Source organism: Bacillus weihaiensis, from assembly GCF_001889165.1.
GTDB classification, from domain to species: domain Bacteria; phylum Bacillota; class Bacilli; order Bacillales; family Bacillaceae; genus Metabacillus; species Metabacillus weihaiensis.
This window is the reverse complement of the sequence record NZ_CP016020.1, coordinates 2897289-2923310: the sequence shown is the minus strand read 5'-3', so window position 1 is coordinate 2923310 and position 26022 is coordinate 2897289. Positions and strand designations below refer to the sequence as shown.

Here is a 26022-nt window from a genome sequence, read left to right as displayed (position 1 = left end):
TGCATATAAAAAAATGATGGCTTTAAGCTAAGAGCTTGGCGATTAGCCAAGTTTTCTAGCTCATATTATGTAATGAAAATGAAACATAACATATCATTCATTTTTGCTAAAATAAACCAAAAGATACGTTAATTGCTGACTTTCTCTCTACAAAACATGACGGATGATGTATAAGTCAAATCTACATTTAGAAGGAAAAAGAATGAGATTTGCAGGAGGGTATAATGATAAATGAAAATCAACTGATCGAAAAGACTTTTTATAAGAACTATGTACAAGACCAGGATGGCTCACCTTTACATATTTTAGGTCATCTTTATTTTAATGAACAAAATCAAGACGGAGACTATGATCTTTCCTATATTCGATTTGCTCAAGGTGAACTTTATTATTCTTCACAAGACTATGAGACAGCGATTTTTAAATGGGAAAATATTGACAATGAGCTTGAAGCTTGGGCGAAAATGAATATTGGTGATGCTTACTGTAAGTTACAACTGCTTTCTGCTGCGGAAGATATGTACACGTCAATCATAACAGACGACGAGACATTAAAAAGTGAAGTAGCGTTGAAGCTATTTACTCTTTATTGTGACCGTCAAAAAATAGACAATGCGTATGAAACGATCCACACAGCATTGTTAATAAACCCTGATTATCCGAATGTCACAAGGAAGGCAAGGGAGTTCTACGAAGAACAACAGGATCATCAAAATGCGGTAATGCTCGCCGTATCTGAATGTATACGAACGTCTAAAGAAGAGTGGTATATGCCATTAATCACTTATGTCAAGAATCGTCAAACACTAAATTTTTCACCAGAATATTTTCTACCTGTTTTACAAGCAATCTATGAAAATAATAAACGCCTTTTCATTCAGCTACTTGAGGCCGTATGGTTTAGTTTTAAAGGGCAATCAGCTTATCTTGAATGGTTAAAAGCGTTAAATGAATTAATACCAACGCTACCAACGCTAACGATTGAGGACGAAAAAGAGTGGGATAGTATTGTCTCAATCTATGAAAATACGTTCATGGAGCTTACTGATGGCACGTATTATTTACGTGAGTTACATCATGTCATTCCGGAGTTCATCTCTGCGTGGCTTACATTATCAACGAGTAAAAATGGCTTACATCCATCTGCTACAGTTCTTGCTTGGAATGAAATTTTTCCAGGTACAGTTCGACAAGCCATCACGTCAAAAGCAGAAAGCATTATATTTGAAACGGAAAATGATCGGAATAGTCTATCCGATTCCCTACAGCTTTTCCACATGATTCATAAATGGGCAAACAGTCACTCATTAGATTTGAATCAAAAAACAAAGTGGTGGGTTGAGGAAGTAATGAATCGTGAGCTTTGGCATCATTTCTTGTTACTAGGGCAAGAAGGAAGCGGAAAGACAACGTTTGTACAATCATTATTAGGAGACAAAGTGTATTCAGGCACTACTTCTTCGTTTGTTGTATTGAAAGACTCCGATGAATTACGCTATGAAAAAATGACGGAGTACACACAACAAACCTTTTACAGTAAGAATGACCTTTCACGAATGCTAAACGAGGAGCCGGATGCACTTTATCAAGTGTTTCAGCCGAGTATTATCTTACATGAACAAAAATGTGCCATAATTGATACTCCAACAATAGGTAGCATTTCATCTATAAGGGAGGATATTTTTGATACGCTTTTATTAGTTGATGGTGTCTTTTATTTAGTCGATGCGATGGATCCACTAACAGATCAAGATTACGATCTTCTTCATCAAATAAAAAATTATGCACCAAATGTCAAAGTGAACTTTATCTTAAATAAGGTGGATTTTGTTGCGAGTGACTCAGATGCAGAAGCATTGATAATGGAGATGAAGGCAAAAATAGCGAGTATCTATCCACATGCTGAGGTGTTACCATATTCATCCTTGCATCCATTCAATCAGCAATTTAATCAGCTCTCTAGATTTATCGATACAAACTTTCCCTATGATGCAAAAGAGAAGGAAGAGAGACGAACAGCGAAAGTCTTAACGTTAATCCGTAAAATGATTGCTGATTTGCTTCAAAAACGTGTGGATATGGAAAAAGGCTACATCCATTCTATTCAATGGAATGAAGAAATTCTTAGTCGTTTAACAGCCTTCAGCCATAAAGTATCAGATTTTCAAAGTGAAAGAGTCGAATCAATTGGAAAAGCTTATCGATCCTTGCTATCAGCATGTCGATCCGAACTTGAAGAAACTATACCTAAGCTCCTAAAGGACAGCTCTGAGCAATTGAAAGAAGATAGTGATTTTAAAACGATTCATCTCACACTAAATGAGTATATGAACAATAAAATTAAAGAGTACGTGGAAGAGAATGTGCTCCCGACGATTGTTAACCAACTAGAAACCTGGGTCTCTGCTTCACATGAAGAACTTTTACAGAATCAATCCTTCCTAGTAGAGATGAGTGATACATTTAATGATATTTATCAAGAAGATAAGCTAAGTCTAACGTGTCAGTTCGCTATATTAGATGATTGGAAACGTGATATTGATCGAATGACTGCCCGGATTTTTTACGAAAATGAAAATATTTTGTTAAAAAATAAACCAACACAAATGCTTTTAAAAGGTGCTGGTAAGCTATTAGGAGCATTTAATCAAAATAATCAAGTCCTCTATCAACAATATAAGAAATATATTGAAAATGAACCTTATGCAGAAACAACCAAGGCGATTTCTGACAAGCTGTTCATGCCATTTGAACTGTTTGAAAAAGGCTTAAAAAAGGATATTGAATCCTTCTTCACAGGACCAATTAGTGAAGTGAAGGAAACCATTGAAGAAGCAGAGCAAAACATAGAAGATGGGAAAGAAGGATTGAGTAACATGAAGGCAAATCCTGAGGTCTTCTATGATCCGTTGAAGCTCTTTGAAGTGAACCTACTACAACAAGAATTCATGCTACAAGCCCATAAGGACTATACGAAAACCTATTAAACTTTCAGTTAAAGGGTAAAATGCTTGACAAATTGACGATATTCAATAGCTTGAAGAGGCTGGGACAGAAGTGCCTGGCACCTTATCGTAACGACTATATGTACGCACTGATTTATCTAGTGCACACAATAGATTGTATCGGAGGGTGCCTGGCTCTTTGTTTTGTCCCAGCCTCTTTTTTGTCTTGTGGATTTACAAATTACACTTTCACAATTAAAGCAATAAGGAAGCAAAAATGGGTCAGAAAGGAGTATAATGAGAGGAAATGGATAAAGAGACAGGAGTTATTGCTATGAAATCGATAAAAAATAAAACGTTGAAGAAATGGATATTGGTTTTCTTACTAGTTCTTCTCGTTGCTTTTATTCCAACACCCTATTACCTCTATCAGCCTGGCCCGATTGAAGACCTACAACCAAAAGTATCGGTTACGGATGGTTATTCATATGAAGATGGAAGCTTCTCCTTAACGACTGTTTTATCAGTAAAGGCGCTAAATCCTTATCTTTTAGCGTACGGTCTCTTCGCTCCACATACAGATATTGTGAAAGAAGAGGAAGTGAAGGGCAATCTTACAGATAGGGAATACTCCATTTTATTGGACTTTATGATGAAGGACTCCCAACAAAATGCGCTCGTATCTGCGTTTAAGTCAGCGGATGAACAGGTTGAAATTGATTACCACGGAATTTTTGTCCAATCCATCCTACCTGATTCTCCTGCTAAAAGCATATTGGAAATTGGTGATACGATCACAAAAATGGATGGTATGAAAATGAAGGATGTTTCCTCTTTTATCTCGTATATTGAAGATAATAAGCAGGAGGGAGACACCATTACGCTAACGATAAAACGAGACAATGAAAAAGAATTTAACAAAACCGTGAATTTGATGCTATTAGATCAAGAAACCGGAAAAGTTGGGATAGGGATTGTACCAGAAGAAGACTTCACCGCGACAATATCACGTGATGTCACCTTTAAAAGTGATGACATTGGTGGTCCATCCGCAGGGCTAATGTTTTCTTTAGAAATTTATAACCAATTAACACCAGATAATCTAACAAAAGGATATAAAATTGCTGGAACTGGCACAATTGATCACGATGGAAACGTAGGTCAAATAGGTGGAATTAGACATAAAATAACGGCAGCAGTAAAAGAGGGTGCGGACATCTTCTTCACTCCAAAAGATCTCCAACCCATCGATCAAAATGAACATGATGTGATCGAAGAAGTGAAGGAGCAAGGATATGAGATAAAAGTTGTTCCAGTTGCAACTTTAGATGAAGCAATTGATTATTTAAAAAATCTTAAAAAAATATAAAAAAAGTTCCGTTTTTAGGTTTAGCTTTTATTCTTTCGGGTATAAAGGAAAAGACAGTATCCCCCCTGATACTTTCTATATGAAAAACTTGAGGAACCTCCATACAATATGTTGGAGGTTTTTTCTTTTTTTTCAAAATGCAGCGAAGGAAGTAAGAAGAGGAGAGTTGTTTGTCAAATACTCGTTTTTTCCTCGAGAGTTAGATATTTTATCGCTGGAAGTTAGATATATCACTAGATTGAGTGCATTTTTCATAGCTAGTGGTCCTCCTTTTATCTCCCTCTATTCTTAATACATAAACTAAAAAACTGACCAAATGCTTCATTCTTCTTATCTATTTCTTAAGGAAATCTTCATTTTTCTGCTACCTTGATATTAAGAACTCCTGATTATACTAAGAGTAATTCGAGTGATTCCAACTCATGGTATACTTTGGAAAGGAGGTTAGGACTGATGAATACTTATACTATTTTAGTTGTCGATGATGAAAAGGAAATTCGAGATGCAATCCAAATTTATTTGAAAAATGAAGGTTTAACGGTAATTACAGCACAAGATGGCGTTGAAGCGCTTGAATATATACAAGAAAAAGAAATTCATTTAATTTTATTAGATATCATGATGCCAAGGATGGATGGGATTTCTGCTACCTTTAAAATTAGGGAGCAAAAAAACATCCCGATTATTATTTTAAGTGCGAAAAGTGAGGATACCGATAAAATATTAGGCTTACAGGTTGGTGCGGATGATTACATTTCCAAACCGTTTAACCCGTTGGAGCTCATTGCAAGAGTGAAATCTCAATTAAGAAGATATGTGACGTTGGGGCATTATGAAGGTCGAAATAAAGTCATCGATCTCAACGGTTTAACGATTGATCAGGAAGCAAAAGAAGTGTCTGTGAATGGGGAAGCTGTAAAGCTCACGCCAATAGAATATAAAATAGTTGAATTATTAATGATACATGCAGGTCGAGTGTTTTCAATTGCGGAAATCTATGAACGGGTGTGGAACGAGCCTTGCTATAATGCGGAGAATACGGTTGCGGTTCACATTCGTAAGATTCGAGAAAAAATTGAAATAGACCCTAAAAATCCAAGATATTTAAAGGTGGTCTGGGGAATTGGATATAAAATGGAAAAATAGGATACTAATTCTTATATGTAGTTTATTATTTTCATATGGAGTAATTGGGATGGGTTTAACCTTATCAAATCATAAGGTTTTATTGAAAGAGGACTTCTTTGAATCAGAACAATTTGAAGTAGAGGAATTGAATAATCTCATTTCGTTCATTTATTCTTTTGATATTTTAAACGATAAGCTTGAGAAAGCAAAAGGTACAGTGACGGCTACTCAGGAGGAAATCAACGAGCACCGCTATATGTACGGAGAGTTAGGAGATCAGCTTCAAAATATTGAGCAGCAATACGAATCAAGAATTTTAGAAGCAGAGAATAGTCATAATCAAAAAGTTGCGGATGCTTATCGGGAAGAACGGGATAAGAAAATGGATGACATCACAAAGAATTTTGAAAGTGATGAGTATATTAAGGAAAAAGTTATAAAGGAAAAGCTTCAGCAGATTGAAGAATACAAAAGGGAGATTGAGAATTTTAGAGGTGAGTATGAGAAGTATAAGGAGGCCTTTGTCTATTTTCTAGAAGATACAGAAACGGGTGAGATCTACTCAAATGTAGAAAGTCAAAATGAAAAGGCATTTAACGTATATTTATATGATCAGAAAACATTATTCTTAGGAGAATATCCTTCCAACCAGTATGGCTATTTAAGAGCGGACAGTGAACCTTTAGTATATGTAGATAGCAATATTCTTAGCTCGACAAATACATCACTTAAAGGAAAAATTGCTGTAACAGAAACTAACTCAGCCTCAAGCTTTTTACTCAATAAAAGTGACGAATATGAAACACATAAACAAATGCTATGGGGCTATTTTATTTCAGCACTTATTACGTTTCTACTAAGTCTATTTATCTTACGTAAATTTCAAATAGTGAAGAAAATCCAATTAGACCCTTTACATTCATTCTTTCGAAAGGTGCAGGTAGACATACAGTTTTTGTTATTTGGCTTAACAAGTTTAATAGCGATATGTATGTACTGGGATATGCAAAATTATTTTACGTATAATAGCTCTGGCATGGGCTTTGAGATGTTCACATTGACCAGTTTCGTAGGTTTATCCATTTTACAAGCAGTTATTCTTTATCCTAAACTTATTGATGTTTCTTCCAATAAGGAAATCCTACGGTCAACAATTAGTGCTGCTCTTCTTCGAATGCTTAAAGAGATGTTTCTAAAACGGAGTGTGGGTGTGCAAGTTTTCGTCATTATGGGAGTAATCTTCTGCTTTGGCTTTGGATTTGCCGTTGTAGTCATTCAACCGCAATTCATCTTACTATATGCACCGGCATTCTTACTAATAGCCGTACCAATCTTGATTCTCATAATGAGAAGAACCGGATACTTTAACAAAATCATAAAAAATACTAATGCTCTTGCAAATGGATTTTTTGAGCCTGATTTAAAGGTAGCTGGGAAATCTGTCTTAGCTACACTTGCTAAAGATATTAATACGATGAAGCATGGCGTAAAACAATCGCAAAAAGAACAAATGAAAAGTGAGCGGTTGAAAACAGAGTTAATTACAAATGTAAGTCATGATTTACGCACGCCATTAACATCGATTATTACGTACTCAGAGCTATTGAAAAATCAGCAAATCACTGACGATGAACGAAATTCGTATATTGAAATCATTGATCGGAAGTCAAAACGGTTAAAGGTATTAATTGATGATTTGTTTGAAGCCTCCAAAATGGCTAGTGGGAATATCGAATTATCGAAGAATAGGGTGGACTTAGTTCAGCTATTGCAGCAAGCACTTGCTGAATATAATGAGAGCATTCAAGAGTCTTCCATAGTTTTTAAGGTGCAAAGTCCTGATCATCCTGTTTATGCCGTTGTTGATGGACAAAAGCTGTGGAGAGTTTTTGAAAATTTAATAGGAAATATTTTAAAATATTCCTTAGAGAATACAAGGGCCTATATCCATCTTAAGGAGAACAACGGAAAAATTGAAATCACATTTAAAAATATTTCTAAATATGAATTGAATGATGATATTGAAGAGTTATTTGAACGTTTTAAACGTGGAGATGAATCAAGAAACACAGAAGGCTCGGGTTTGGGACTTGCTATTGCTAAATCGATTATTGATCTACATGATGGAATCTTAGAAATTGATGTTGATGGCGATCTATTTAAAGTTACAATTGAACTTGATCAAATTGAAGGATAAGGTAAGGGGACAAGTATATATGCTTGTCCCTATTTCCTTACAAAAAGTTTACTACTACTATATATAACGTTAACAATCTCAACGTAAGATTAAGAGGGGGAGTGGCACAAACAAGGTGATAACGGAGGTATTCATGAAAGAGGCAATTATTTTTATTCATGGGCTAACAGGTACAAAGCGTGCGTTTAAAAAGCAAATGGACTATTTTCAAACAAAGTATGATACATATGCGTATAATCTACTTGGACATGGTGAAGATCGTGGTAAGCCTATAGAATTTACATTACATCATTTAGTGCAGCAATTAGAAGAGTTTTATGAGGAAAACGGGATAAATGAAGCTCATATTTGCTCACTTAGCTATGGGTGCTATCCGAGTACCATTTTTGCATCTAAGTATAAAGATAAAGTGAGAAGCTTGTGCTATATAGGTGGTCATTACAATGCTCCTTCACAGTTATTTGATGTTTTAAGGCATCATTGGAACGTGAGAGAGGAAGAGTATTCTAAATGGTTGAAGCACTATACAAATGATATTTATCCAAAAGAATCTTTGATTGATCCCTATGCTGTGATTTCAAAGAAAATCTATTATAAATACGGTTTGGAGCTTGCAGAAAATATTTTGAAGAACGCAATTGAGCATCGATTATATTACGATCTAAGAAGAGATTTGAAATCCGTTACCGCCCCTATATTATGGGTAATGGGTGATCATGATACTCTCTACAAATCTACATTAAAAGAATTAGCAGAAATTGTCCCACATGTTATTTATAAGGAAATTAAGCATGCGGGTCACGCTGCCAACCTATTTCGACCAAATTGTTTTAAGGAATTATATGAAGGTTTTTTAATGCAATTTCAATTAGAAGGAGCTATCTCTTAGGTATCTAGCTAGCTTTTACCAAAGGGTGTACTTATGTTAATTGTTTATTTTTACATCTTGTACTGGAGTGGAGGACAAAAGACTTCTGCAGGAAAAGCGTGTCAATGGAAGAACCAGCAGACCGGATTCTTTACAATTTTTTGTAAAGAAGGTGAATACAAGGAAAGTAAGGAAGGGGATTTATACATAAAACGAGAATAATCGTCCGAATGATTCATTTATTAGATGGAATTGTAGGTATCGTTCTTATATTGGTATAGATTAAGAGAATTTTAGATGAAAAATTCTTGAAAAGATGATATGATAGAATTATCTTAAAATTTAATAGAATCTAAATAACAAAATGTAAGGAGAAGGTGACACATGACAACAAGAGTTGAAACAAATGATACAAGTCTATTGTTACGTCGCGATGTAAAAGCTCTAGGACATATTTTAGGTGAAATCCTTGTTCATCATGGAGGAACAGAGCTACTTGAAAAAGTTGAAAAGCTAAGAATGATGGCGAAATCACTTCGTCTTAACTTTGAAAAAGAAACGTATAATGAACTGAAACAAGAAATTATCAACTTAGATTCACCAATGAGAAGACAAATCATTCGTGCCTTTTCAATCTATTTCCATCTTATTAATGCCGCAGAATCTAATCACCGCATACGTCGTAGACGAGAATATCAGCTTCAAGATGACCATGTCGTACAACCAGCTTCTATTGAAAGTGCTCTTCATGCATTAAAGGAAAATGACATTACAGAGAGTACTATTCAAGAAGTATTGAACACGCTATCATTAGAGCTAATTATTACGGCACACCCGACAGAAGCTACGAAACGTTCTGTTATTGAAATTCAAAAACGTATCGGAACGATCTTGAAGAGCTTGGATAATACGATGTTAACGAAGAAGGAACGTAAAAAACTAGAGGATAGTCTTCTGAACGAAGTGACAATTCTTTGGCAAACGGATGAATTACGTCATCGTAAACCAACAGTAATGGATGAGGTTCGTAATGGACTTTATTATTTTGATCAAACGTTTTTTGATGTTCTTCCTGAAATTCATCAAGATTTAGAGGATGGACTATCTGATCAATTCCCAAATCATAAATGGCAGGTGCCTAACTTCTTACGCTTCGGATCTTGGATTGGTGGCGACCGAGACGGTAACCCTAATGTTACACCAGAGGTAACGTGGGAAACATTAGAAAGTCATCGAGAGCTTGTGTTAAAGAAATATCAAGATTCTTTAACAGATTTGATGAAGCGTTTCAGCCACTCGATTACTCGTGTAGAAGTGTCGGAAGAGCTGTTTGCAAATGTGGAAGAAGAGGAACAAATCTACCTTAAGGCAGACAAACAGTGGCCCGTGGAAACAGAATTATATCGACGTAAGCTAGCGATAATCTTAGCTCGTTTAGAAGCGGTTGGTAAATCCGATGTTGGCTATAAAACTTCCGATGAACTACTAGAGGATCTAGCTATTATTGAACGAAGTGTGAATAAACATCAGCCTGCACAACGTGAGCTGAAAATGTTAAGAAAGCTTATTCGCCAAGTTCAGTTATTCGGTTTCCATTTAGCAACGCTTGATATTAGAAATCATAGTGGAGAACATGAGGCAGCTATTACAGAAATTTTGCGTAAAGTAAAGGTTGCAGAAGATTATGCATCTCTATCAGAGGAAGATAAAATTAAGACATTAGAAAGTGTCCTAAAGGATCCTCGTCCCGTACTATTACTAAATGAAGACTATTCAAAAGAAACGCAAGAAATGCTTAAAGTCTTTACAATGATTAAAAAGGCTCACGATACGTTTGGGAAAAAATCAATCCTCGTTTATCTTGTGAGTATGACTCAAGCAGCAAGTGATCTATTGGAGGTACTTGTTCTTGCGAAAGAAGCAGGAATTTATCGTTTGCATGCAGACGGTACAGTAGAAAGTCATTTAAATGTGGCACCACTTCTTGAAACGGTAGATGATCTTATTGCAGGTCCTAAAATTATGGAAACGTTATTTAATATGGATGTATATCGTAAGCACTTATCTATTTTAGGTGATTCTCAGGAAATCATGCTTGGATATTCTGATGGAAGTAAAGATGGGGGAACGATTACTGCTAACTGGAAGCTTTATAAGGCTCAGCTTGAGATTCATGATATGGCGAAGCAATATCAAATTGGTTTAAAGTTCTTCCATGGACGTGGTGGTTCACTTGGACGTGGTGGCGGTCCATTAAACCGTAGTATCCTATCTCAACCAGCAGAAACATTAGGAGATGGAGTGAAAATTACAGAACAGGGTGAAGTGTTATCTTCACGTTACTTAAGTGAAGATATTGCTTATCGAAGCTTAGAGCAAGCAACTTCTACATTATTAGAGGCTTCTGTTAACCTATCAAAAGAGTCTGAACAACAACATCTTCGTGAACCTGTATGGGAACAGGCCATGGAAGAGATATCTGAAGTATCCCTGAAGAAATATCAATCATTAGTATTCGAGGATCCAGATTTCTTAACCTATTTTACAGAGGCAACTCCATTGAACGAATTAGCTGAATTAAATATAGGATCACGCCCGATGAAGCGTAAAAACCGTAACCGTTTTGAAGATTTACGTGCAATCCCGTGGGTTTTTGCATGGACGCAAAGTCGTCAGCTATTACCAGGCTGGTACGCAGCAGGAACAGGTCTAGAAAGCTTTGCTTCAAAAAGTACGGAGAATTTAGAGCTGTTAAAGCGTATGTATCAGGAATGGACATTCTTCCGTTCAACGATTGATAACCTTCAAATGGCATTAATGAAAGCAGATATTACAACAGCTAAGGAATATACGTTCTTAGTTAATGACAAGAACATTGCTGATCGTATTTTTGGAAATATTGTGGATGAATACGAAAAAACTAAATCAATCTTACTTCAAATTTCTGGAGTTAAAGAACTGTTAGATCATACACCAAATATTAAAGAATCCGTTCACCGAAGAAACCCTTATGTTGACCCACTTAATTTCCTACAAGTAGAGTTAATTAAGGAGCTTCGTGAGCAAGATGAACCAAATGAAGAACTTCTAACAGAAGTGTTACTAACAATTAGCGGAATCGCTGCAGGTTTACGTAACACAGGTTGATGAAGAGAAATTCAAGAGGCTTGGACAGAAGTGCCTGGCACCTTATCGTAACGACTATATGTACGCACTAATTTTATCTAGTGCACACAATAGATTGTATCGGAGGGTGCCTGGCTCTTTGTTTTGTCCCAGCCTCTTTTTGGTGTTCCGTTTCTTTAAAGCCATTTAGAAAGAAGTGCATATAGCAAGTATAAAACGTTACTATCTAAAGAAAAATAACCTTGTTACATAGTATGACAGCTATTTTTTTGGCTCCTTTCCTTGTTGTTGATTTTCGTAACAGGCATTCAATTTAGGCAAGAGGTTCAAAAGCCTGCCTTTGGGCGTTTCCATCTACAGGTCTTCTCATCGTCAGTTGTAGCTTTAGCTCCTAGCCTGACTAAGAGCGTTACGTGGAAGCAAAGCAATACGAGTTTATAAGAAGTAGTCTTATGCCAGCACTTAATGGAAAATATAAAAAATGAACATGAGAACAGCCGAAAATTAGTAAAAAAGTGTAGAAATGACTGTAAAAAAATAGTAATATATATGCAATAAGTCCTAAAATTTAGGAGGTAGAAAGAATGGAACAAAAACCTTTACACTATGATGGTAGCGCACATATGGAATTTGATGAGGGAGCATCCTTAGTTGAAAATGATTCTTTAGAATTGACAGACGAAGTAAGAAAGAATATTGGGAGCAACCCTTATTTTTTTAACAAGACAGAATAATTTTTCAATGGAGTGCGTAGAGATGACACGCATTCCATTTTTCTTTTTTAGGAGGGGGCGCTCAAGAGTGCAAATCTATATTCTATTATGAAAATGCTAATAACAAGGAAAAAGAATAATAAAAAATATCTCGAAACTAAAATAGTTGACGTTGAGATATATTTTTTATACAATTATCTCGAATTAAAAATAAATGAATTAAAAATAATTTTTGGTTAATTCGAAACGATTTGATTCAAACTATAATGAAAAACGAATAAGGAGAGGTCTAACAATGGCAAAATTACTTTATATTACAGCTCATCCACATGATGATACACAGTCTTTCAGTATGGCAGCAGGGAAAGCATTTATTGAATCATATAAAGAAGCAAATCCTAGTGATGAGATTGTTCATATTGACTTATATAAAGAAGATATCCCACAATTAGATGTTGATGTATTTAGTGGATGGGGAAAGCTACAATCTGGTAAAGGGTTTGAAGAGCTTTCAAATGAAGAAAAAGCAAAAGTAAGTCGTCTTAATGAGTTAAGTGAACAATTTATAAATGGTGACAAATACGTATTTGTGACGCCTTTATGGAACTTCTCTTTCCCAGCAGCTATGAAAGCATATATTGATTCAGTTGCCGTAGCTGGAAAAGCATTTAAATATACTGCAGAGGGTCCTGTTGGGTTATTAACTGATAAAAAGGCTCTTCACATTCAAGCTAGAGGTGGTATTTATTCAGAAGGTCCTGCAGCAGAATTTGAAATGGGACACCGCTACTTAAATGTAATCATGAACTTCTTTGGTGTACCTAGTTTTGAAGGGTTATTTATCGAAGGTCATAATGCGATGCCTGATAAAGCGGAAGAAATTAAAGCGAATGGAATTGCGCGTGCGACTGACTTAGGTAAAACGTTCTAATACATGTTAGTAAATAGGTATGTGCATCTAGTTACGACTACATTTGAACTTCGTTATCTAAATGCTAAGAGATAAATAGCTACAAAAAAACGCTCAGATTTTCTGAGCGTTCTTTTGTATAGTCTTCCATTTTCCTATAGACCTACCTAAAACCAAATCGCAATTCACAGAAAGCCTCTAAAATATCGTTCTACAAACTAACCTATTGGTCATATCGGTGGTAAACGGAAAAAAGAAGGTAAAATAGCCTTATGATTGCTTTGTGCGAAGAGACTGAAGCTCATTTTCAATTTGCGTTAATCTTTTTTCAAGCTTTTCAATTGAATGACCTGTTGACTCAAGTTTTTCAATATCTCCTTGAAGATTGATATATTCGAGTTTGAGATCGTCGATTTTATGTTGAATTTCTTGACTGTTCATACGCCCACATCCTTTAGCCTTTGCTTATCATACTAGCAAGAAATAGAGAGGATGTAAAAAGCAATGAATTCAGATGGAGAATTCATTGCTTTTTAGATAATTGTTTAGTAAGCGTTCTCATAAATAACGCCTTTAAAGATAATTTTAGAGTTTTCTTGTTGATCATTTAGTAATTGTTTCTTCACTTCTTTTATTTTATTTACAGCTTCCATCATACCAGAGGCAATAATTTTTTGTTCTTTTAATTCAATACCGTTATCAATAAGGAATACAAAGTTTTTCATTGATGCGCTTACTCCTTCCAAATTTTATTTCAGGTAAGTATATAAATTTCTTAATAGAGATAGTTCCTAAGTCACACTCAAATTAGGTTTATTTCAATGATTAAGTCCATTATAAAATAAAAAGGGTTACATTTGTGTAAGTGCTTACAATTAAATGTGAAAGATTTGTGAATGCGATTACATTGTTTCTTCTAGACTCTTTTCCTATAGGTTTGCGTAATAGGTGGAACATAAAATGAGAGTGGAGAAAAACGAATATAAAGCGTTCGTATATGAAAGGTTCATTGATATAAAAAAAGGGAAACTTGAGCAATCAGTTTCCCAAAAAATAGTTCTATTTCGTTAATTTAAATAAACAGCAAATGCGACAATGATTCCAATTGCAAGTAGGAGATAGATGAGGGAAAGTCTAGATATATTTCCTTTAGTGGATTCATCATAATCCTTATCGCCCCTACCACCAATTACAATTGTACCTATCAAAGCAAGAGCTCCTATTAAAATAACAATGAACATAAGTGTTTTCATCGTATCCTCCTCATCATTCGTCCTTATTAGTAGCCTATGCAACAAATTAACCTATCTAACTCGTAAAAAAGAATGTATCGCTCATTTTTAAAAATAGGATAAAACTCACCGAGAGCCTTGTATGACCCGTCTAGAAGGTACTATTCTCTTCTAATCTATCTTACCAAAAAAACAGTGGGTTTAACGAGGTATATTGTGTGGAAGTGTAAGTATATACCTACTCATGAGTGTTTTGTTTCCTAGGAAATATCTATTGTTAAGCGTTTCCAATAATATTGTGGTTTCAACACAATGAACAAGTGAAATCTTTGTATTGTTGATACATTGTTACACATAATGAACATATGTAGAATTAGCTTAAGAAGAAATTGAAGGGTTTTTAAACTCTTACCATTGTAATGGGGGTGTATGAAGTGTCTGTTATGACAAGAGATTTTTTCCTCTATCTATCAAAAAATAAAGCCTTAAACCGCGCTGCCCAAAATTGGGGTGGGAATATTGCTTCTGGCAAAATTGTTGGAGGTCTTGATTTTCCTAGCTCTGTCAAATTTATAAAGGAATTAAATGATTATGGACTTTCAGTTACCGTGGATCATTTGGGTGAATTTGTGACAAACAAGGCTGTTGCTATTGAGCGAGCGGAGGAATGTATTCGTACGATTGAAACAATTGCTGCTCAAAAGCTAGATTCACAGGTTTCACTTAAATTAACCTCGTTAGGTTTAGATATTGATGATCAATTAGTTTATGATCATATGACAAACATATTAGATACAGCTGAAAAGCATCAAATAATGGTTACTATTGATATGGAAGATGAGCAAAGATGTCAAAAGACATTAGATATTTTCAAAGATTTTAAGAGTCGTTACAACTATATTAGTACAGTTGTTCAGGCTTACTTATACCGAACAGAAGAAGATATTAACGAGTTGAGTAGCTACAAGCCGTTTTTACGTTTAGTAAAAGGAGCATACAAGGAATCACCTACTGTTGCTTTTCCAAACAAATCGGATGTAGATCAAAACTATAAAAAAATTATTAAGATGCATATGCTTAGTGGAAGCTATGCAGCAATCGCGACACATGATGATGCGATGATTGAGTACACAAAGGAGCTTGCAAAGGAGCATAATATCTCGAAGGATCAATTTGAGTTCCAAATGCTTTATGGAATGAGATCACAAACGCAAAGAGAATTAGTGAAAGAAGGCTATAAAATGCGAGTGTATGTACCATATGGGGATGACTGGTATGGCTACTTTATGAGAAGACTTGCAGAGCGTCCAGCTAATATTGCATTTGTATTAAAAGGTATGACGAAAAAATAAAAAAAAGGGAGTCGGATACTATGTCAACAACTTATAAACACGAGCCATTTACGGATTTCTCAATTGAAGAAAACAAAGTTGCGTTTGAAAAGGCATTAGAAAATGCAAATAAGATGATGGGGAAGGATTATCCGCTCGTTATTAATGGAGAAAGAATCTCAACGGAAGAAAAAATCGTTTCTTACAATCCTGCTAACAAAGAAGAGGTAGTAGGAAAAGTGTCAAAGGCAACTAAGGATCATGCAGAACAAGCAATCCAAGCAGCTGCGGAAGCTTTTGAAGACTGGAGATATTGGAATCCTGAAGAAAGAGCGAATATTCTATTTCGTGCAGCAGCAATTGTCCGTCGAAAAAAACATGATTTTTCTGCACTATTGGTGAAAGAAGCAGGAAAGCCTTGGAATGAAGCAGACGCTGATACTGCAGAAGCAATTGATTTTATGGAATATTACGCTCGTCAAATGATTGAGCTAGCAAAAGGAAAGCCAGTTAATAGCCGTGAAGGTGAAATTAATAAATACATTTACACGCCAACAGGTGTTACTGTTGTCATTCCACCTTGGAACTTCTTATTCGCGATTATGGCAGGTACAACTGTTGCCCCTATCGTTACCGGAAACACAGTGGTATTAAAACCAGCTAGCGCAACACCAGTTATCGCTGCATTATTTGTTGAAGTATTGGAAGAGGCAGGCTTACCTAAAGGTGTAGTTAACTTTGTTCCAGGTAGCGGGTCTGAGGTTGGGGATTATTTAGTAGATCACCCGAAAACAAGTATTATCACATTTACTGGTTCACGTGAAGTTGGTACGAGAATTTTTGAACGTGCAGCTAAGGTTCAACCAGGACAACAGCATTTGAAACGTGTGATTGCTGAGATGGGTGGAAAAGATACAGTGGTGGTAGACAGTGACTGTGATATCGAACTTGCTGCACAATCAATTTTTGCTTCGGCTTTTGGTTTTGCAGGACAAAAATGTTCAGCAGGTTCACGAGCGGTTGTACACTCCGATGTATATGATCAAGTGTTAGAGCGAGTTGTTGAAATTACAGAGCAGAAAATTACAGGTAACCCAGAAAAGCATGACACATATATGGGGCCAGTCATTGATAAAGGTTCCTTTGATAAGATAATGGAATACATTGCAATTGGAAAAGAAGAGGGTCGCTTAATGACGGGTGGTAATGGAGATGAAGCAAAAGGTTACTTCATTGAGCCAACCATCTTTGCAGATCTATCTCCTGATGCGCGTATAATGCAAGAGGAAATCTTCGGACCAGTTGTTGCATTTGCAAAAGCAGATAGCTTTGATGAACTATTAAACATTGCAAATAATACAGAATACGGCTTAACTGGTGCTGTCATTACAAGAAACCGCAAGCACATCGAACGAGCGAAGCAAGAGTTCCATGTAGGGAATCTATATTTCAATCGTAATTGTACAGGTGCAATTGTAGGCTATCATCCGTTTGGTGGTTTCAAAATGTCAGGAACAGACTCAAAAGCCGGCGGTCCAGACTACTTAGCTCTTCACATGCAAGCAAAAACAATTAGTGAAATGTTATAATAGTGAAAAGAAGATGAGGAGTGATTCCTCGTCTTCTTTTTTGAAGATAAATCCCACATTTAATTCCTAATAAAAATAGAATAGCGTATAGGGTTGATGAACCCTAATTTACGCGCTAAATAGATGGAGCTTTCATTTGACACATCACATTCCCACCTTGGTATGAGTTCTTCTTGAACACAGTGCTGTATAAATAACCTTGCTACATAAGTGGCTAGCCCTATACCTTGAAAATCTAAGTGTGTGGCAATATCTACTTCTGCAAACTGCTTAGAACGAAAAATAGAAACACATTCACTTATACTATTATTTTCATGAAGGATACAATATCCAAACCCAGATGTGTGAAAGTTAGCGAACGATCCCCAATATTCCTTTATATATTCTTCAGTAAATTCTACACTTTTCTTCATTGTTAATGATGTCATTTTACTAACACTAAATTCTTTAGGTAAGCTTTTTTCACGGATGTTTGTGGAGAAATCATATGTAAAAGAATACCGCTCTAGCTGTTTGACATTGTCTCTTAAAGTATCTAGAATCAGCATATCCCAGCTACTTGTGGATGAGAATAAGGTGAAACGTTTATTTAGCATGGCTTGTTCTTCATAAAGCTTAAGAAGAATTTCACTCACTTGAGAGTTTTTTTCGTCACCTACTAAGAAAAAAATGCCTGAGCTTGTCCCTATAATGGCTGCCTGTCCTAAGGAATCATAGTGAATCTGCCCTTTTATTCGTTCTTCTACAACTGAATAGGCAAAAGTGGGGGAGTACTGTGAGTTATTTAGCAAATCAAAAGCTTTTACATTGTAGGAGTTCATAAGATCTTCCTTTCTTTAGCAAACACTAGCTATTTTCCTCAGACGGTCTGAGGCTCCCTTTGACACGCTTCTTCCGCAGGAGTCTCTTACCTGTCACTCTCATTACTAAAGACCAAAAAAGTCCGATACATATTCACATTGCTTAATGAAGAGGGTTGTTCAAATATATTCAATTAAACGACAATCCTCATTATCTATAGTACAATGGTACGTAATAATAGATCTGTATAGGGGTTAACAAACATATGAAAATCATGAAGAAAATAAGAAGTATTGCTTTTTTTATTATCGGATTATTCTCTCTCGGTATGGGTATTGCTGGAACAATTCTTCCGGTTTTACCAGGTGGCCCATTTTATCTATTTGCTGCCTTTTGTTTTGCTAAGAGCTCTAAAAAAATGGATACCTGGTTCAAAAACACATCCATCTATAGTAAATATGTAGAGCCCATCCTGCTCAAGACGGGCATGACGAGAAAAGAGAAGATAAGGATAAACTGTATAGCGGATCTTTGTATTCTCATTTCTATTTTTTATATTGACTATCTTTTTATAAAAATTATTCTACTCCTTCTTGCCTTGTATAAGCATTATTATTTCATAAAAAAAATTAAGACGATTCCACCAAAAAATAACCAATCAAAAAGTTTCACTAAAGAGATGTGAAGGGGGATTGATTCATTTAAGCATAAAAGACTATTGTGACTCACATTGAAGATGTGTCTACAGTAAATGGTGAGGAAATTGGGCGAACAGAGGTTAAAAGACTCTTTTTGTAGTACCATCTTCGTGTACAAGCTTCCCAATGTCCTGATCTGTCATAAAATACCCGTGACAGGTCATCAGCTCTTGCTGTGTCTCTTTAGTTAAGCGATCTCGATTGTAAGCACATATCCCAATAATGTCCATCTCTGGCATCAAACGATCGATTTCAAATTCAAATTCTTTTAAAGCTTGATCTACATGTTGATGGGTTGGCCATTCGACATGTCCCCAACATCTTATTTTTACGTTTTGATTAAAATAAGGATCTAACGTATCAAAAAAATAGGTAAGGATTGTCATGATGTGAAAATTTCCTGTTGAACAGTAAAAATCAAAGTTATTAATGAATTGGATTTTTTCTAATTCTTGATTAGATAATACATTGTTTAAGTTAGTTGAAACTAATCGAGTAATTGGATCATTCTCTACAAAGAGAACATATTCCCCATTTTTTACTCCTGTAACGATAAAATCCACTGCATTTTTAACATATTCGTCTACTTCATCTGTAAAGTAAAGAATATGTCCACCACCGTTATCATTTAAATGGTTTGTAAACTCAAGTATAGATGGAATCATAGTTAGATTCTCCTTTGAAATCATTTCTCCCACTAGTATACAGGAAGATTTCGACAGTAATTATAATTTTTTCTCAATTGAATCAATTTCATAAGTCACAATCCAATGGTCACAAGGCTTTCACAATATAAAAAAAGGAGTACCTCCCCAAACCCATTGGGTTCGATAAACACTTCGCTCCGACTTGTGTTGGAGAACGTTTTTATTGATATGATAGTTATGATTCGAAGCATGAAATGTTAAAGTACACACGACCAAAAGAGTGCCGTGAGTGTCCTATAGTAGAGGATTCTCTCTGTCAAAAGGTTTATAAAGTGAAAATCACAACTGATTTACGGCGTTATATTGCCCCAGCTCTAAGCTTTCAGCAGAGAACGGCCGTTGAACGAGTTATTGCCTATTTAAAAGAGTATTTCGTATTGAACCAGGTTCGTTATCGAACAGGAAAGCGAGAGAACGTACATTTTGATTTGGTTCATCTTGTGTATAATGAATCAAAATTGGCTGCAGATCGTATCAGTGCCATGTTAAATCAGCAACAATCTGTTTAGGATTTAAAAATCTGAGCTCTTTTCTAAGAGATTGTTGCCTTTAAATAGGTTCTTTGAACGAAAACTGATTAAGGTTGAATGGAGCGGAAGTGCGAGACTCCAGCGGGAGGAGTGGGACAGGTGAGACCCCACAGGCGTTTACGCCAAGGAGGCTTACCGCCCGCCCCGCTAAAAAGGGAGCAACTGGAGCGGAATTCAACCAGACAGGACACTTGATTAATAGCCACAAGTTTACGAAATTAGCAAGAATTTAAAAGTATTTAACATTCTGTAGGTCTGTGTTCTTTAAAATAAGCAATGATGAAATTGATTCAATTAATGAGGAAAAGAAAAGAGTAAGAAATATTTACAAAACTATGAAACTTCTGTCGGTTGTAGTCGTATTACATAATGAAGATAACTAGTTACTTCCCACATATAAAGACAGGAGGAATGTGTTACATGTTTAATTTTATTGGCACTATTATGATTTTACTACCAATCCTTATTATTGCAGTGATTGCAGGTGTAGCTTACTTCTTTTGGGTGAGGTTTCGCTACCGTACTGCTCGTTCGAACCAAGCATTAATTATTACAGGACCTAAATTAGGAGACCCTGAAAAGGAAACAAATATTTTCACAGATCAAGAAGGCCGTTCGATGAAGATTATTCGTGGCGGAGGTTATCGTTTACGACGATTTCAAACGGCAACTCCTGTTAACCTTACTTCTTTTCAACTGAAGCTAGCAACTCCAAGGGTTTATACAAATGGTGGCGTACCGATTGTAGCTGATGCAGTAGCTATGGTTAAAGTAGCAGATACGTTAAATGGTATAGCAAACTATGCTGAACAATTTTTAGGAAAAGAGCAAGAGGAAATTGAGTCAGAAATTATTGAAGTACTAGGAAGTAATTTACGTGCTATCCTATCAAAAATGACAGTTGAAGATATTAATAGTGATCGAGAGAAGTTTAACCATGATGTGTCAGAGGTTGCTCAAAAGCAGCTTGATTTAATGGGCTTTAAAATTACATCGTTAGGTTTAACTGATTTACGTGATGCAGATGAAGAGAATGGCTATTTAGAGAATTTAGGTCGACCACGTATAGCGGAAGTTAGAAAGCTTGCAGAAATTGCCGAAGCAAATAGTGAGAGAGAAACTCGTATCCACAGAGCTCAAACAGATCAAGAAGCAAAAGAAGAGGAATATAAGCGTCAAATTGCTGTTGCAGAGTCGAAAAAGGAAAAAGATATTAAAGATGCTGCTTTTAAAGAAGAAACCGAGCGTGCTAGAGCTAAATCAGAACAATCTTATGAATTAGAAAAAGCAAAGCTCTCAAAAGAAATCAAAGAGGAAGAATTAACTTTACAATTCTTAGAGCGTGAGCGAGCAGTAAAGCTTGAGGAAGAGGAAAGTAAGGTTCGTAAAGCGAAAGCAGACGCTGATTATTATGAAACGACGAAAAAAGCAGAAGCGGAAGCACGTAAAGCAGAAATTGATGGGGAAGCGAAAGCTAAGATTCGAAGAGAAGAAGGTTCGGCTGAAGCGGATGTTATTCGTGAACGAGGTAAGGCAGAAGCAGAGGCACGTAAATTATTAGCAGAAGCAATGGAGAAACACGGTGATGTCATTATCACGGAAAAACTCATTGAGATGCTACCAGTCTTTGCTGAGAAAATTGCACAGCCATTAAATAACATTGAATCAGTCAAAATCATCGATTCAGGAAACAGCAATGGCATTTCCTCCTTTGGAAAAAGCATTACAAAAACCATGGTAGATATGCAAGAGCCCCTTAAGGAAATGACAGGTATTGATATGTCTGAACTGTTAAAGTCCTATGTAAACCGTTCAAACAATACGCATCATCATATCTCAATTAATGAAAAGAAGCATGATGAAGAATCAATTAAAGATGTAATTGTAGAGAACGAAGGCGAACAAAATTAATTTAATCTAAAACATTGCTTTCAAAAAATTACGTAAAGAGCCTTTTAAAAGAGTAGATAAGAATTTGTCTACTCTTTTTGTATGTTATACAAAACAATGTAACGTTTTCTCTCTTACAAACTATACAATCTTTAGAATGGGAAGTATGATAATGATAACTAAACTAACAAAGTAAGGTGTATAGATATGGAAGAGTTATTGGAACGGGTCCTCTCACTATCTGATTTAGATGAGATTGTGAATTTTATAAGCAATGAATTAAAAAAACCAGTAATTTTAGAGGATGATCAATTTTTCTTACTCGCATATAACTCGTATTATGTCGATCATTTTGACTTAGCTAACCAACAAACCATATTTTCAAAAAAATGTCCTCTACCTATTTTTGAAGTATTTGTAGAAACGGGGATTATTGATCAAGTAAAAACAATGGTAAAACCGTTTCGCATTCATCAAATGAAAGATATTGGATTAAATCAGCGAGTAGTTGTAAGTACAAGATATCAAGAGACGATTATGGGCTATCTATGGATACAGGAAATAAACGAGCAGCTTACACCTGAAGAAATGACTTTTCTTGATAAGGCATCCATACATGTGGGGAAGATGATTCATAAGAAAAATAAGCTTAAGCTAAAAAAGGCCGAGGAAGTTGAGAATGTCTTCAGAAAAGCAATTAATAATGAGTATAAGAGTGAGAAGGAATTTAAATGGGAAGCAACGCAATATGATATAGTGCTGCCATCCATTTTTACTGTAATGGTCGTAAATGCAGTTGATGCGGATCTTGAGCTTGTAGAAGAGTTGAAGGAGACGATTCGCTCCTATTTAAACTTAAAGGATAATACTAGCCATGCTCTTATCAATCAATCGAACATTATCATCATTGTCGGGTGCTATTCTTTGAAATATTCACCTAATGAGGCATCCCAACAAATTATTGAAAATCTCTTAACTAACTTTGATGAAAAGCGTTATTCCAACTTATATATTGGAGTAGGGAATGAATATCAAAATCTCATGTCTTTAAATACGAGCTACGTAGAAGCGTTAGAAGTAATAAACATCGCAGAAGAGCTCGAAACCCAAGAGAATGTTCCATATGAATATGATAAGCTAGGTGTTTTTCGGTACCTTGACGTCATGATTGAGAAAAACAAAAAAATTGATTACGAAAACAAAAATATACAAATTCTACAAGCGAAGGACCGAGAAAGTCAAACAGAGCTCGTCAAAACGCTAGAATATTACCTGGTCAATAACTGTAAATCAAAACCAACTGCAGAACAAATGTTTATTCATCCAAACACATTGAATTATCGTTTAAAGCAAATTTCAGATTTAACATCCATTGATTTTTCAGACTTTAATCAAAAATGTCAGCTATACTTAGACTTGATTTTAAACAAAAAGAAAAAGTAAAAACAAAGGTTGACCGTTATGGTGATCGGACGGGTGTCTTACACTCCATCATATAACCGAACTATTAGGTTTAGATTAATGAATGTCTTACCTAATAGTTCAAGTTTTTTAGATTTTATATCTGTTGTTTATTGCTAGTAGTTTTTTGATTTAGGAGCTAGCTTTTTTCTGGGTAAAGATTTGTTAAGAAATCAACGGATTGAGTAATTAGCTGTTTTAGTATTTCAATATCAATGTCGGCCATTTTATTGATGTAAACACATGCTTTACCACTTGTGTGCTTACCGAACTTTTCAAGTAGTTCTTCTCGTTTTGAATCGCCAGTTGCAAAATATAAACTTATTTTTGCTTTTCTAGGAGAAAAGCCTACTAACGGAGCATCTCCTTCGTGTCCTGTCGGGTATTTATAATGATATCTTCCGAACCCAATAATACTTTGTCCCCACATTTTCGCTTCATAACCTGTTGTTTCGGTAAATATGTCTAATAAACGATAGGCATCCTCACGTTTTTTTGGACTGTCAACTTGTTCAATAAACTCAATGACATTTTTATCATTTTCTTTAGTTTTTAGTTCGTACATACTCGTTCCTCCAAAAAAAGATATTTATGTATTGGTAAAAAGATACGATTAGAGTATCGCTAGTGATTTTAATCCATTATAAATGCCAGAATCTGTGACACTTGTCGTTTTGTGTTTCGCATATGGAAGCAAATCAGGATGGGCATTACCCATGGCAAAGCCTTCTCCGACTAATTGAAGCATTTCTTTATCGTTCATCCCATCTCCAAATGCAATCGCAGCCTCTTTTGGAATATGTAAAAGATTTAAAATATGCTCAATGGCATATCCTTTATTAACTGTATCGCGAATGACATCATAGCAATGTGTTAAACCTTCTACATTGACTTGAGATAAGTGGATGGAGGAATCAACTTTCTTATAAAGATCAACTTCATTTTCACTTACATTCATTAAGGTGATGCCAAGGATCTGATCAAGCTCATTTCCTGAGAATGGCTTGTTATAGTGTAAGTGGAAAGTACGAATAAAAGTTTGGATGAGCTCTTTGTCTATGTTTGAGAAAATATTATGTTTATGGGTATAAAGGACAAATTCATGGGTATGGCTGTTCGCTAATGTAATAAATTTTTCAACGCTGTTTTGGTTCATGGGTGTTTTGAAAATGTCTTGACCATCATGTACAGCATAGGCACCGTTGTAGCCGATGAATGAGCTGATTTCCAATTCTTTTGCAATGGATGAAATCTCATGGAGTGGTCGCCCGGTCGCTAAGAAAATTGTCATTCCTTTGTCTCTCACTTCTTTGATAGCTTGTTTCGTGCTTTCTTCAATTGTGTCATCTGGGCGTAAAATGGTACCATCAATGTCTAAAAATAAAATTTTATAAGGTGAATTTGTCATCATAATCTCCATTCTTTTTCTACAGTGTATCATAGTCATTAACGTGAAATCTTCTTCCTTATTAGTTTACATGAAAATCAGATAAATCACTTTCATACATGCTTATTATTAAAGAAACACAGATCTTTAGAATGTAGATCCTTTTACATTTTGGCTTTTGTCGTATCGTAAACTATTATATGTATACCAAGTGTCCGGTCTGGTTGAAATCCGCTCCAACTGCTCGCTTTTTTCGGGGCAGGAGGTGAGCCTCCTCCCGCAGCAGTCTCTCACTTTCCCTCCATTTATCTTCCTACACGCTTACTTATTTCAATATTTAGGGAGGTCTCACTTTTTGCGTCTTACTAGTCTCCGCGGCTCTAAGGATTAATTGATGAAATGAATTCAGTTAATAAAAAAATTTAAGAAAAGAGGTTTAAATAATGAATACAGGGTAATACTAAATATCGATATTATCATCAAACATGTTTTGATTGATCTAGGAGGAAATTGTAATGGCACAAGGAAAAGTAAAATGGTTTAATTCAGAAAAAGGTTTTGGATTTATTGAAGTCGAAGGTGGAGATGATGTATTTGTACATTTCTCTTCAATTCAAGGTGAAGGCTATAAAAGCTTAGAAGAAGGTCAAGAAGTTTCTTTTGATATCGAAGAAGGAAACAGAGGGCCACAGGCTGCAAACGTTCAAAAACTATAATAAGTAAACCATAATAAAAGGATAACTCTTTTTAGGTGCCTGGCACCTAAGGGTGTTATCCTTTTTATTTTGCATTTTTTTAAGTACTTCGTTCAACATAGCCCAGCAGTCTGATTATTTGACAGAAAGTCAGATGCCAAGCTCCTCAAGATAATACGTTCATTTATAAAGGCAGGCATAGAGTGTATTCTAGTCTCCGTATGACGATCACCGGAGAGAAGGGTGCCACTACTAAGTTGATCTTTTTGGATTGATTATTTCTGTACGTTGTATGATAATCTCCATATTGTTAAAGCTCCTCCATTTATTTTATAAGGCTGTGTTATTTTATATTGTTCTTTCTTTTTGTTGATTGGAGTGGAAGGCGAATTTGTACTTAAATCAATAACTGTGTTTAACAAAGCCTTTTATAAAAGGAGAAATG

Annotated in this window: 21 protein-coding genes and 1 pseudogene; 15 read left to right on the top strand and 7 right to left on the bottom strand. The window is 35.5% G+C overall.

Annotated elements, in window-relative coordinates:
• Positions 1-224: 224 nt before the first annotated feature.
• The 8 genes from A9C19_RS14125 (at position 225) to A9C19_RS14095 (ending at position 13277) form a co-directional block, all read left to right on the top strand.
• Positions 225-2987 carry a GTP-binding protein gene (locus tag A9C19_RS14125; RefSeq protein ID WP_072580526.1) on the top strand — a complete coding sequence of 921 codons (2763 nt, stop codon included), beginning with the start codon at positions 225-227 and terminating at the stop codon, positions 2985-2987.
• 292 nt (positions 2988-3279) lie between these two features.
• A complete protein-coding gene (locus A9C19_RS14120) occupies positions 3280-4314 on the top strand; it encodes a SepM family pheromone-processing serine protease (RefSeq protein WP_072581901.1) in 1035 nt (344 codons plus the stop codon).
• 453 nt (positions 4315-4767) lie between these two features.
• Positions 4768-5460, top strand: coding sequence for a response regulator transcription factor (locus A9C19_RS14115; RefSeq protein ID WP_072580525.1), 693 nt, complete (start codon positions 4768-4770; stop codon positions 5458-5460).
• A complete protein-coding gene (locus A9C19_RS14110) occupies positions 5438-7639 on the top strand; it encodes an MFS domain-containing histidine kinase (protein WP_072580524.1) in 2202 nt (733 codons plus the stop codon). Before A9C19_RS14115 ends, A9C19_RS14110 begins: the two co-directional genes overlap by 23 nt.
• 133 nt (positions 7640-7772) lie before the next feature.
• Positions 7773-8528, top strand: a complete 756-nt coding sequence (locus A9C19_RS14105) for an alpha/beta fold hydrolase (protein ID WP_072580523.1) — start codon at positions 7773-7775, stop codon at positions 8526-8528.
• A gap of 363 nt (positions 8529-8891) precedes the next feature.
• Positions 8892-11654, top strand: a complete 2763-nt coding sequence (gene ppc, locus A9C19_RS14100; protein ID WP_072580522.1) for a phosphoenolpyruvate carboxylase — start codon at positions 8892-8894, stop codon at positions 11652-11654.
• A gap of 563 nt (positions 11655-12217) precedes the next feature.
• The gene (locus A9C19_RS22080; RefSeq protein ID WP_199445788.1) at positions 12218-12367 is read left to right on the top strand and encodes a hypothetical protein; all 150 of its coding nucleotides are present in this window, start codon (positions 12218-12220) and stop codon (positions 12365-12367) included.
• Positions 12368-12641: 274 nt separating this feature from the next.
• Entirely contained in the window at positions 12642-13277 is a 636-nt protein-coding gene (locus A9C19_RS14095; RefSeq protein ID WP_072580521.1) for an FMN-dependent NADH-azoreductase, read from the top strand.
• A 249-nt stretch (positions 13278-13526) separates the two neighbouring features.
• Here A9C19_RS14095 and A9C19_RS22075 read toward each other — a convergent pair whose 3' ends face one another.
• The 3 genes from A9C19_RS22075 to A9C19_RS14085 form a co-directional block, all read right to left on the bottom strand.
• Complete coding sequence (locus A9C19_RS22075; RefSeq protein ID WP_199445787.1) at positions 13527-13697, bottom strand: SE1832 family protein; 171 nt, start codon at positions 13695-13697, stop codon at positions 13527-13529.
• 104 nt (positions 13698-13801) lie between these two features.
• Positions 13802-13981 carry a hypothetical protein gene (locus tag A9C19_RS14090; protein WP_072580520.1) on the bottom strand — a complete coding sequence of 60 codons (180 nt, stop codon included), beginning with the start codon at positions 13979-13981 and terminating at the stop codon, positions 13802-13804.
• Positions 13982-14323: 342 nt separating this feature from the next.
• Positions 14324-14509, bottom strand: coding sequence for a hypothetical protein (locus tag A9C19_RS14085; RefSeq protein ID WP_072580519.1), 186 nt, complete (start codon positions 14507-14509; stop codon positions 14324-14326).
• Positions 14510-14922: 413 nt separating this feature from the next.
• On the opposite strand from A9C19_RS14085, the gene A9C19_RS14080 reads away from it, so the two are divergent.
• Both A9C19_RS14080 and pruA read left to right on the top strand, forming a co-directional pair.
• Positions 14923-15840 (top strand): proline dehydrogenase family protein, encoded by a 918-nt coding sequence (locus A9C19_RS14080; protein WP_072580518.1) that lies wholly within the window; start codon positions 14923-14925, stop codon positions 15838-15840.
• A 20-nt stretch (positions 15841-15860) separates the two neighbouring features.
• A complete protein-coding gene (gene pruA, locus A9C19_RS14075) occupies positions 15861-17408 on the top strand; it encodes an L-glutamate gamma-semialdehyde dehydrogenase (RefSeq protein WP_072580517.1) in 1548 nt (515 codons plus the stop codon).
• 59 nt (positions 17409-17467) lie between these two features.
• Here the strand turns inward: pruA and A9C19_RS14070 are convergent, their stop codons facing one another.
• The gene (locus A9C19_RS14070) at positions 17468-18229 is read right to left on the bottom strand and encodes a GNAT family N-acetyltransferase (protein WP_072580516.1); all 762 of its coding nucleotides are present in this window, start codon (positions 18227-18229) and stop codon (positions 17468-17470) included.
• 245 nt (positions 18230-18474) lie between these two features.
• Here A9C19_RS14070 and A9C19_RS14065 point away from each other — a divergent pair, with 245 nt between their 5' ends.
• Entirely contained in the window at positions 18475-18894 is a 420-nt protein-coding gene (locus tag A9C19_RS14065) for a YbaN family protein (protein WP_233499183.1), read from the top strand.
• Positions 18895-18987: 93 nt separating this feature from the next.
• Here the strand turns inward: A9C19_RS14065 and A9C19_RS14060 are convergent, their stop codons facing one another.
• Complete coding sequence (locus tag A9C19_RS14060; protein ID WP_072580515.1) at positions 18988-19572, bottom strand: MEDS domain-containing protein; 585 nt, start codon at positions 19570-19572, stop codon at positions 18988-18990.
• Positions 19573-19718: 146 nt separating this feature from the next.
• Here A9C19_RS14060 and A9C19_RS21185 point away from each other — a divergent pair.
• The 3 genes and pseudogenes from A9C19_RS21185 to A9C19_RS14045 all read left to right on the top strand — a co-directional run.
• Positions 19719-20123: pseudogene (locus A9C19_RS21185) on the top strand (IS5/IS1182 family transposase); the annotation flags it as partial.
• A gap of 441 nt (positions 20124-20564) precedes the next feature.
• The gene (locus A9C19_RS14050; RefSeq protein WP_083584386.1) at positions 20565-22055 is read left to right on the top strand and encodes a flotillin family protein; all 1491 of its coding nucleotides are present in this window, start codon (positions 20565-20567) and stop codon (positions 22053-22055) included.
• A gap of 186 nt (positions 22056-22241) precedes the next feature.
• Positions 22242-23477 (top strand): PucR family transcriptional regulator, encoded by a 1236-nt coding sequence (locus A9C19_RS14045; protein WP_072580512.1) that lies wholly within the window; start codon positions 22242-22244, stop codon positions 23475-23477.
• A 157-nt stretch (positions 23478-23634) separates the two neighbouring features.
• Here the strand turns inward: A9C19_RS14045 and A9C19_RS14040 are convergent, their stop codons facing one another.
• Positions 23635-24060 (bottom strand): DUF1801 domain-containing protein, encoded by a 426-nt coding sequence (locus tag A9C19_RS14040; RefSeq protein ID WP_072580511.1) that lies wholly within the window; start codon positions 24058-24060, stop codon positions 23635-23637.
• A 48-nt stretch (positions 24061-24108) separates the two neighbouring features.
• Positions 24109-24903, bottom strand: coding sequence for an HAD family hydrolase (locus A9C19_RS14035; protein WP_072580510.1), 795 nt, complete (start codon positions 24901-24903; stop codon positions 24109-24111).
• A 494-nt stretch (positions 24904-25397) separates the two neighbouring features.
• Between A9C19_RS14035 and cspD the strand changes: the two genes are divergently transcribed.
• Positions 25398-25598: a cold-shock protein CspD gene (gene cspD, locus A9C19_RS14030; protein WP_072580509.1), complete on the top strand. Its 201-nt coding sequence runs from the start codon at positions 25398-25400 to the stop codon at positions 25596-25598.
• Positions 25599-26022: the final 424 nt, after the last annotated feature.

What these genes read in the sequence shown, in the direction of transcription:
- A9C19_RS14125 (WP_072580526.1), top strand. Translation starts at nt 225, where the DNA reads ATGATAAATGAAAATCAACTGATCGAAAAGACTTTTTATAAGAACTAT.
- A9C19_RS14120 (WP_072581901.1), top strand. Translation starts at nt 3,280, where the DNA reads ATGAAATCGATAAAAAATAAAACGTTGAAGAAATGGATATTGGTTTTC.
- A9C19_RS14115 (WP_072580525.1), top strand. Translation starts at nt 4,768, where the DNA reads ATGAATACTTATACTATTTTAGTTGTCGATGATGAAAAGGAAATTCGA.
- A9C19_RS14105 (WP_072580523.1), top strand. Translation starts at nt 7,773, where the DNA reads ATGAAAGAGGCAATTATTTTTATTCATGGGCTAACAGGTACAAAGCGT.
- ppc (WP_072580522.1), top strand. Translation starts at nt 8,892, where the DNA reads ATGACAACAAGAGTTGAAACAAATGATACAAGTCTATTGTTACGTCGC.
- A9C19_RS22080 (WP_199445788.1), top strand. Translation starts at nt 12,218, where the DNA reads ATGGAACAAAAACCTTTACACTATGATGGTAGCGCACATATGGAATTT.
- A9C19_RS14095 (WP_072580521.1), top strand. Translation starts at nt 12,642, where the DNA reads ATGGCAAAATTACTTTATATTACAGCTCATCCACATGATGATACACAG.
- A9C19_RS22075 (WP_199445787.1), bottom strand. Translation starts at nt 13,697, where the DNA reads ATGAACAGTCAAGAAATTCAACATAAAATCGACGATCTCAAACTCGAA.
- A9C19_RS14090 (WP_072580520.1), bottom strand. Translation starts at nt 13,981, where the DNA reads ATGAAAAACTTTGTATTCCTTATTGATAACGGTATTGAATTAAAAGAA.
- A9C19_RS14085 (WP_072580519.1), bottom strand. Translation starts at nt 14,509, where the DNA reads ATGAAAACACTTATGTTCATTGTTATTTTAATAGGAGCTCTTGCTTTG.
- pruA (WP_072580517.1), top strand. Translation starts at nt 15,861, where the DNA reads ATGTCAACAACTTATAAACACGAGCCATTTACGGATTTCTCAATTGAA.
- A9C19_RS14070 (WP_072580516.1), bottom strand. Translation starts at nt 18,229, where the DNA reads ATGAACTCCTACAATGTAAAAGCTTTTGATTTGCTAAATAACTCACAG.
- A9C19_RS14065 (WP_233499183.1), top strand. Translation starts at nt 18,475, where the DNA reads ATGAAAATCATGAAGAAAATAAGAAGTATTGCTTTTTTTATTATCGGA.
- A9C19_RS14060 (WP_072580515.1), bottom strand. Translation starts at nt 19,572, where the DNA reads ATGATTCCATCTATACTTGAGTTTACAAACCATTTAAATGATAACGGT.
- A9C19_RS14050 (WP_083584386.1), top strand. Translation starts at nt 20,565, where the DNA reads ATGTTTAATTTTATTGGCACTATTATGATTTTACTACCAATCCTTATT.
- A9C19_RS14045 (WP_072580512.1), top strand. Translation starts at nt 22,242, where the DNA reads ATGGAAGAGTTATTGGAACGGGTCCTCTCACTATCTGATTTAGATGAG.
- A9C19_RS14040 (WP_072580511.1), bottom strand. Translation starts at nt 24,060, where the DNA reads ATGTACGAACTAAAAACTAAAGAAAATGATAAAAATGTCATTGAGTTT.
- A9C19_RS14035 (WP_072580510.1), bottom strand. Translation starts at nt 24,903, where the DNA reads ATGACAAATTCACCTTATAAAATTTTATTTTTAGACATTGATGGTACC.
- cspD (WP_072580509.1), top strand. Translation starts at nt 25,398, where the DNA reads ATGGCACAAGGAAAAGTAAAATGGTTTAATTCAGAAAAAGGTTTTGGA.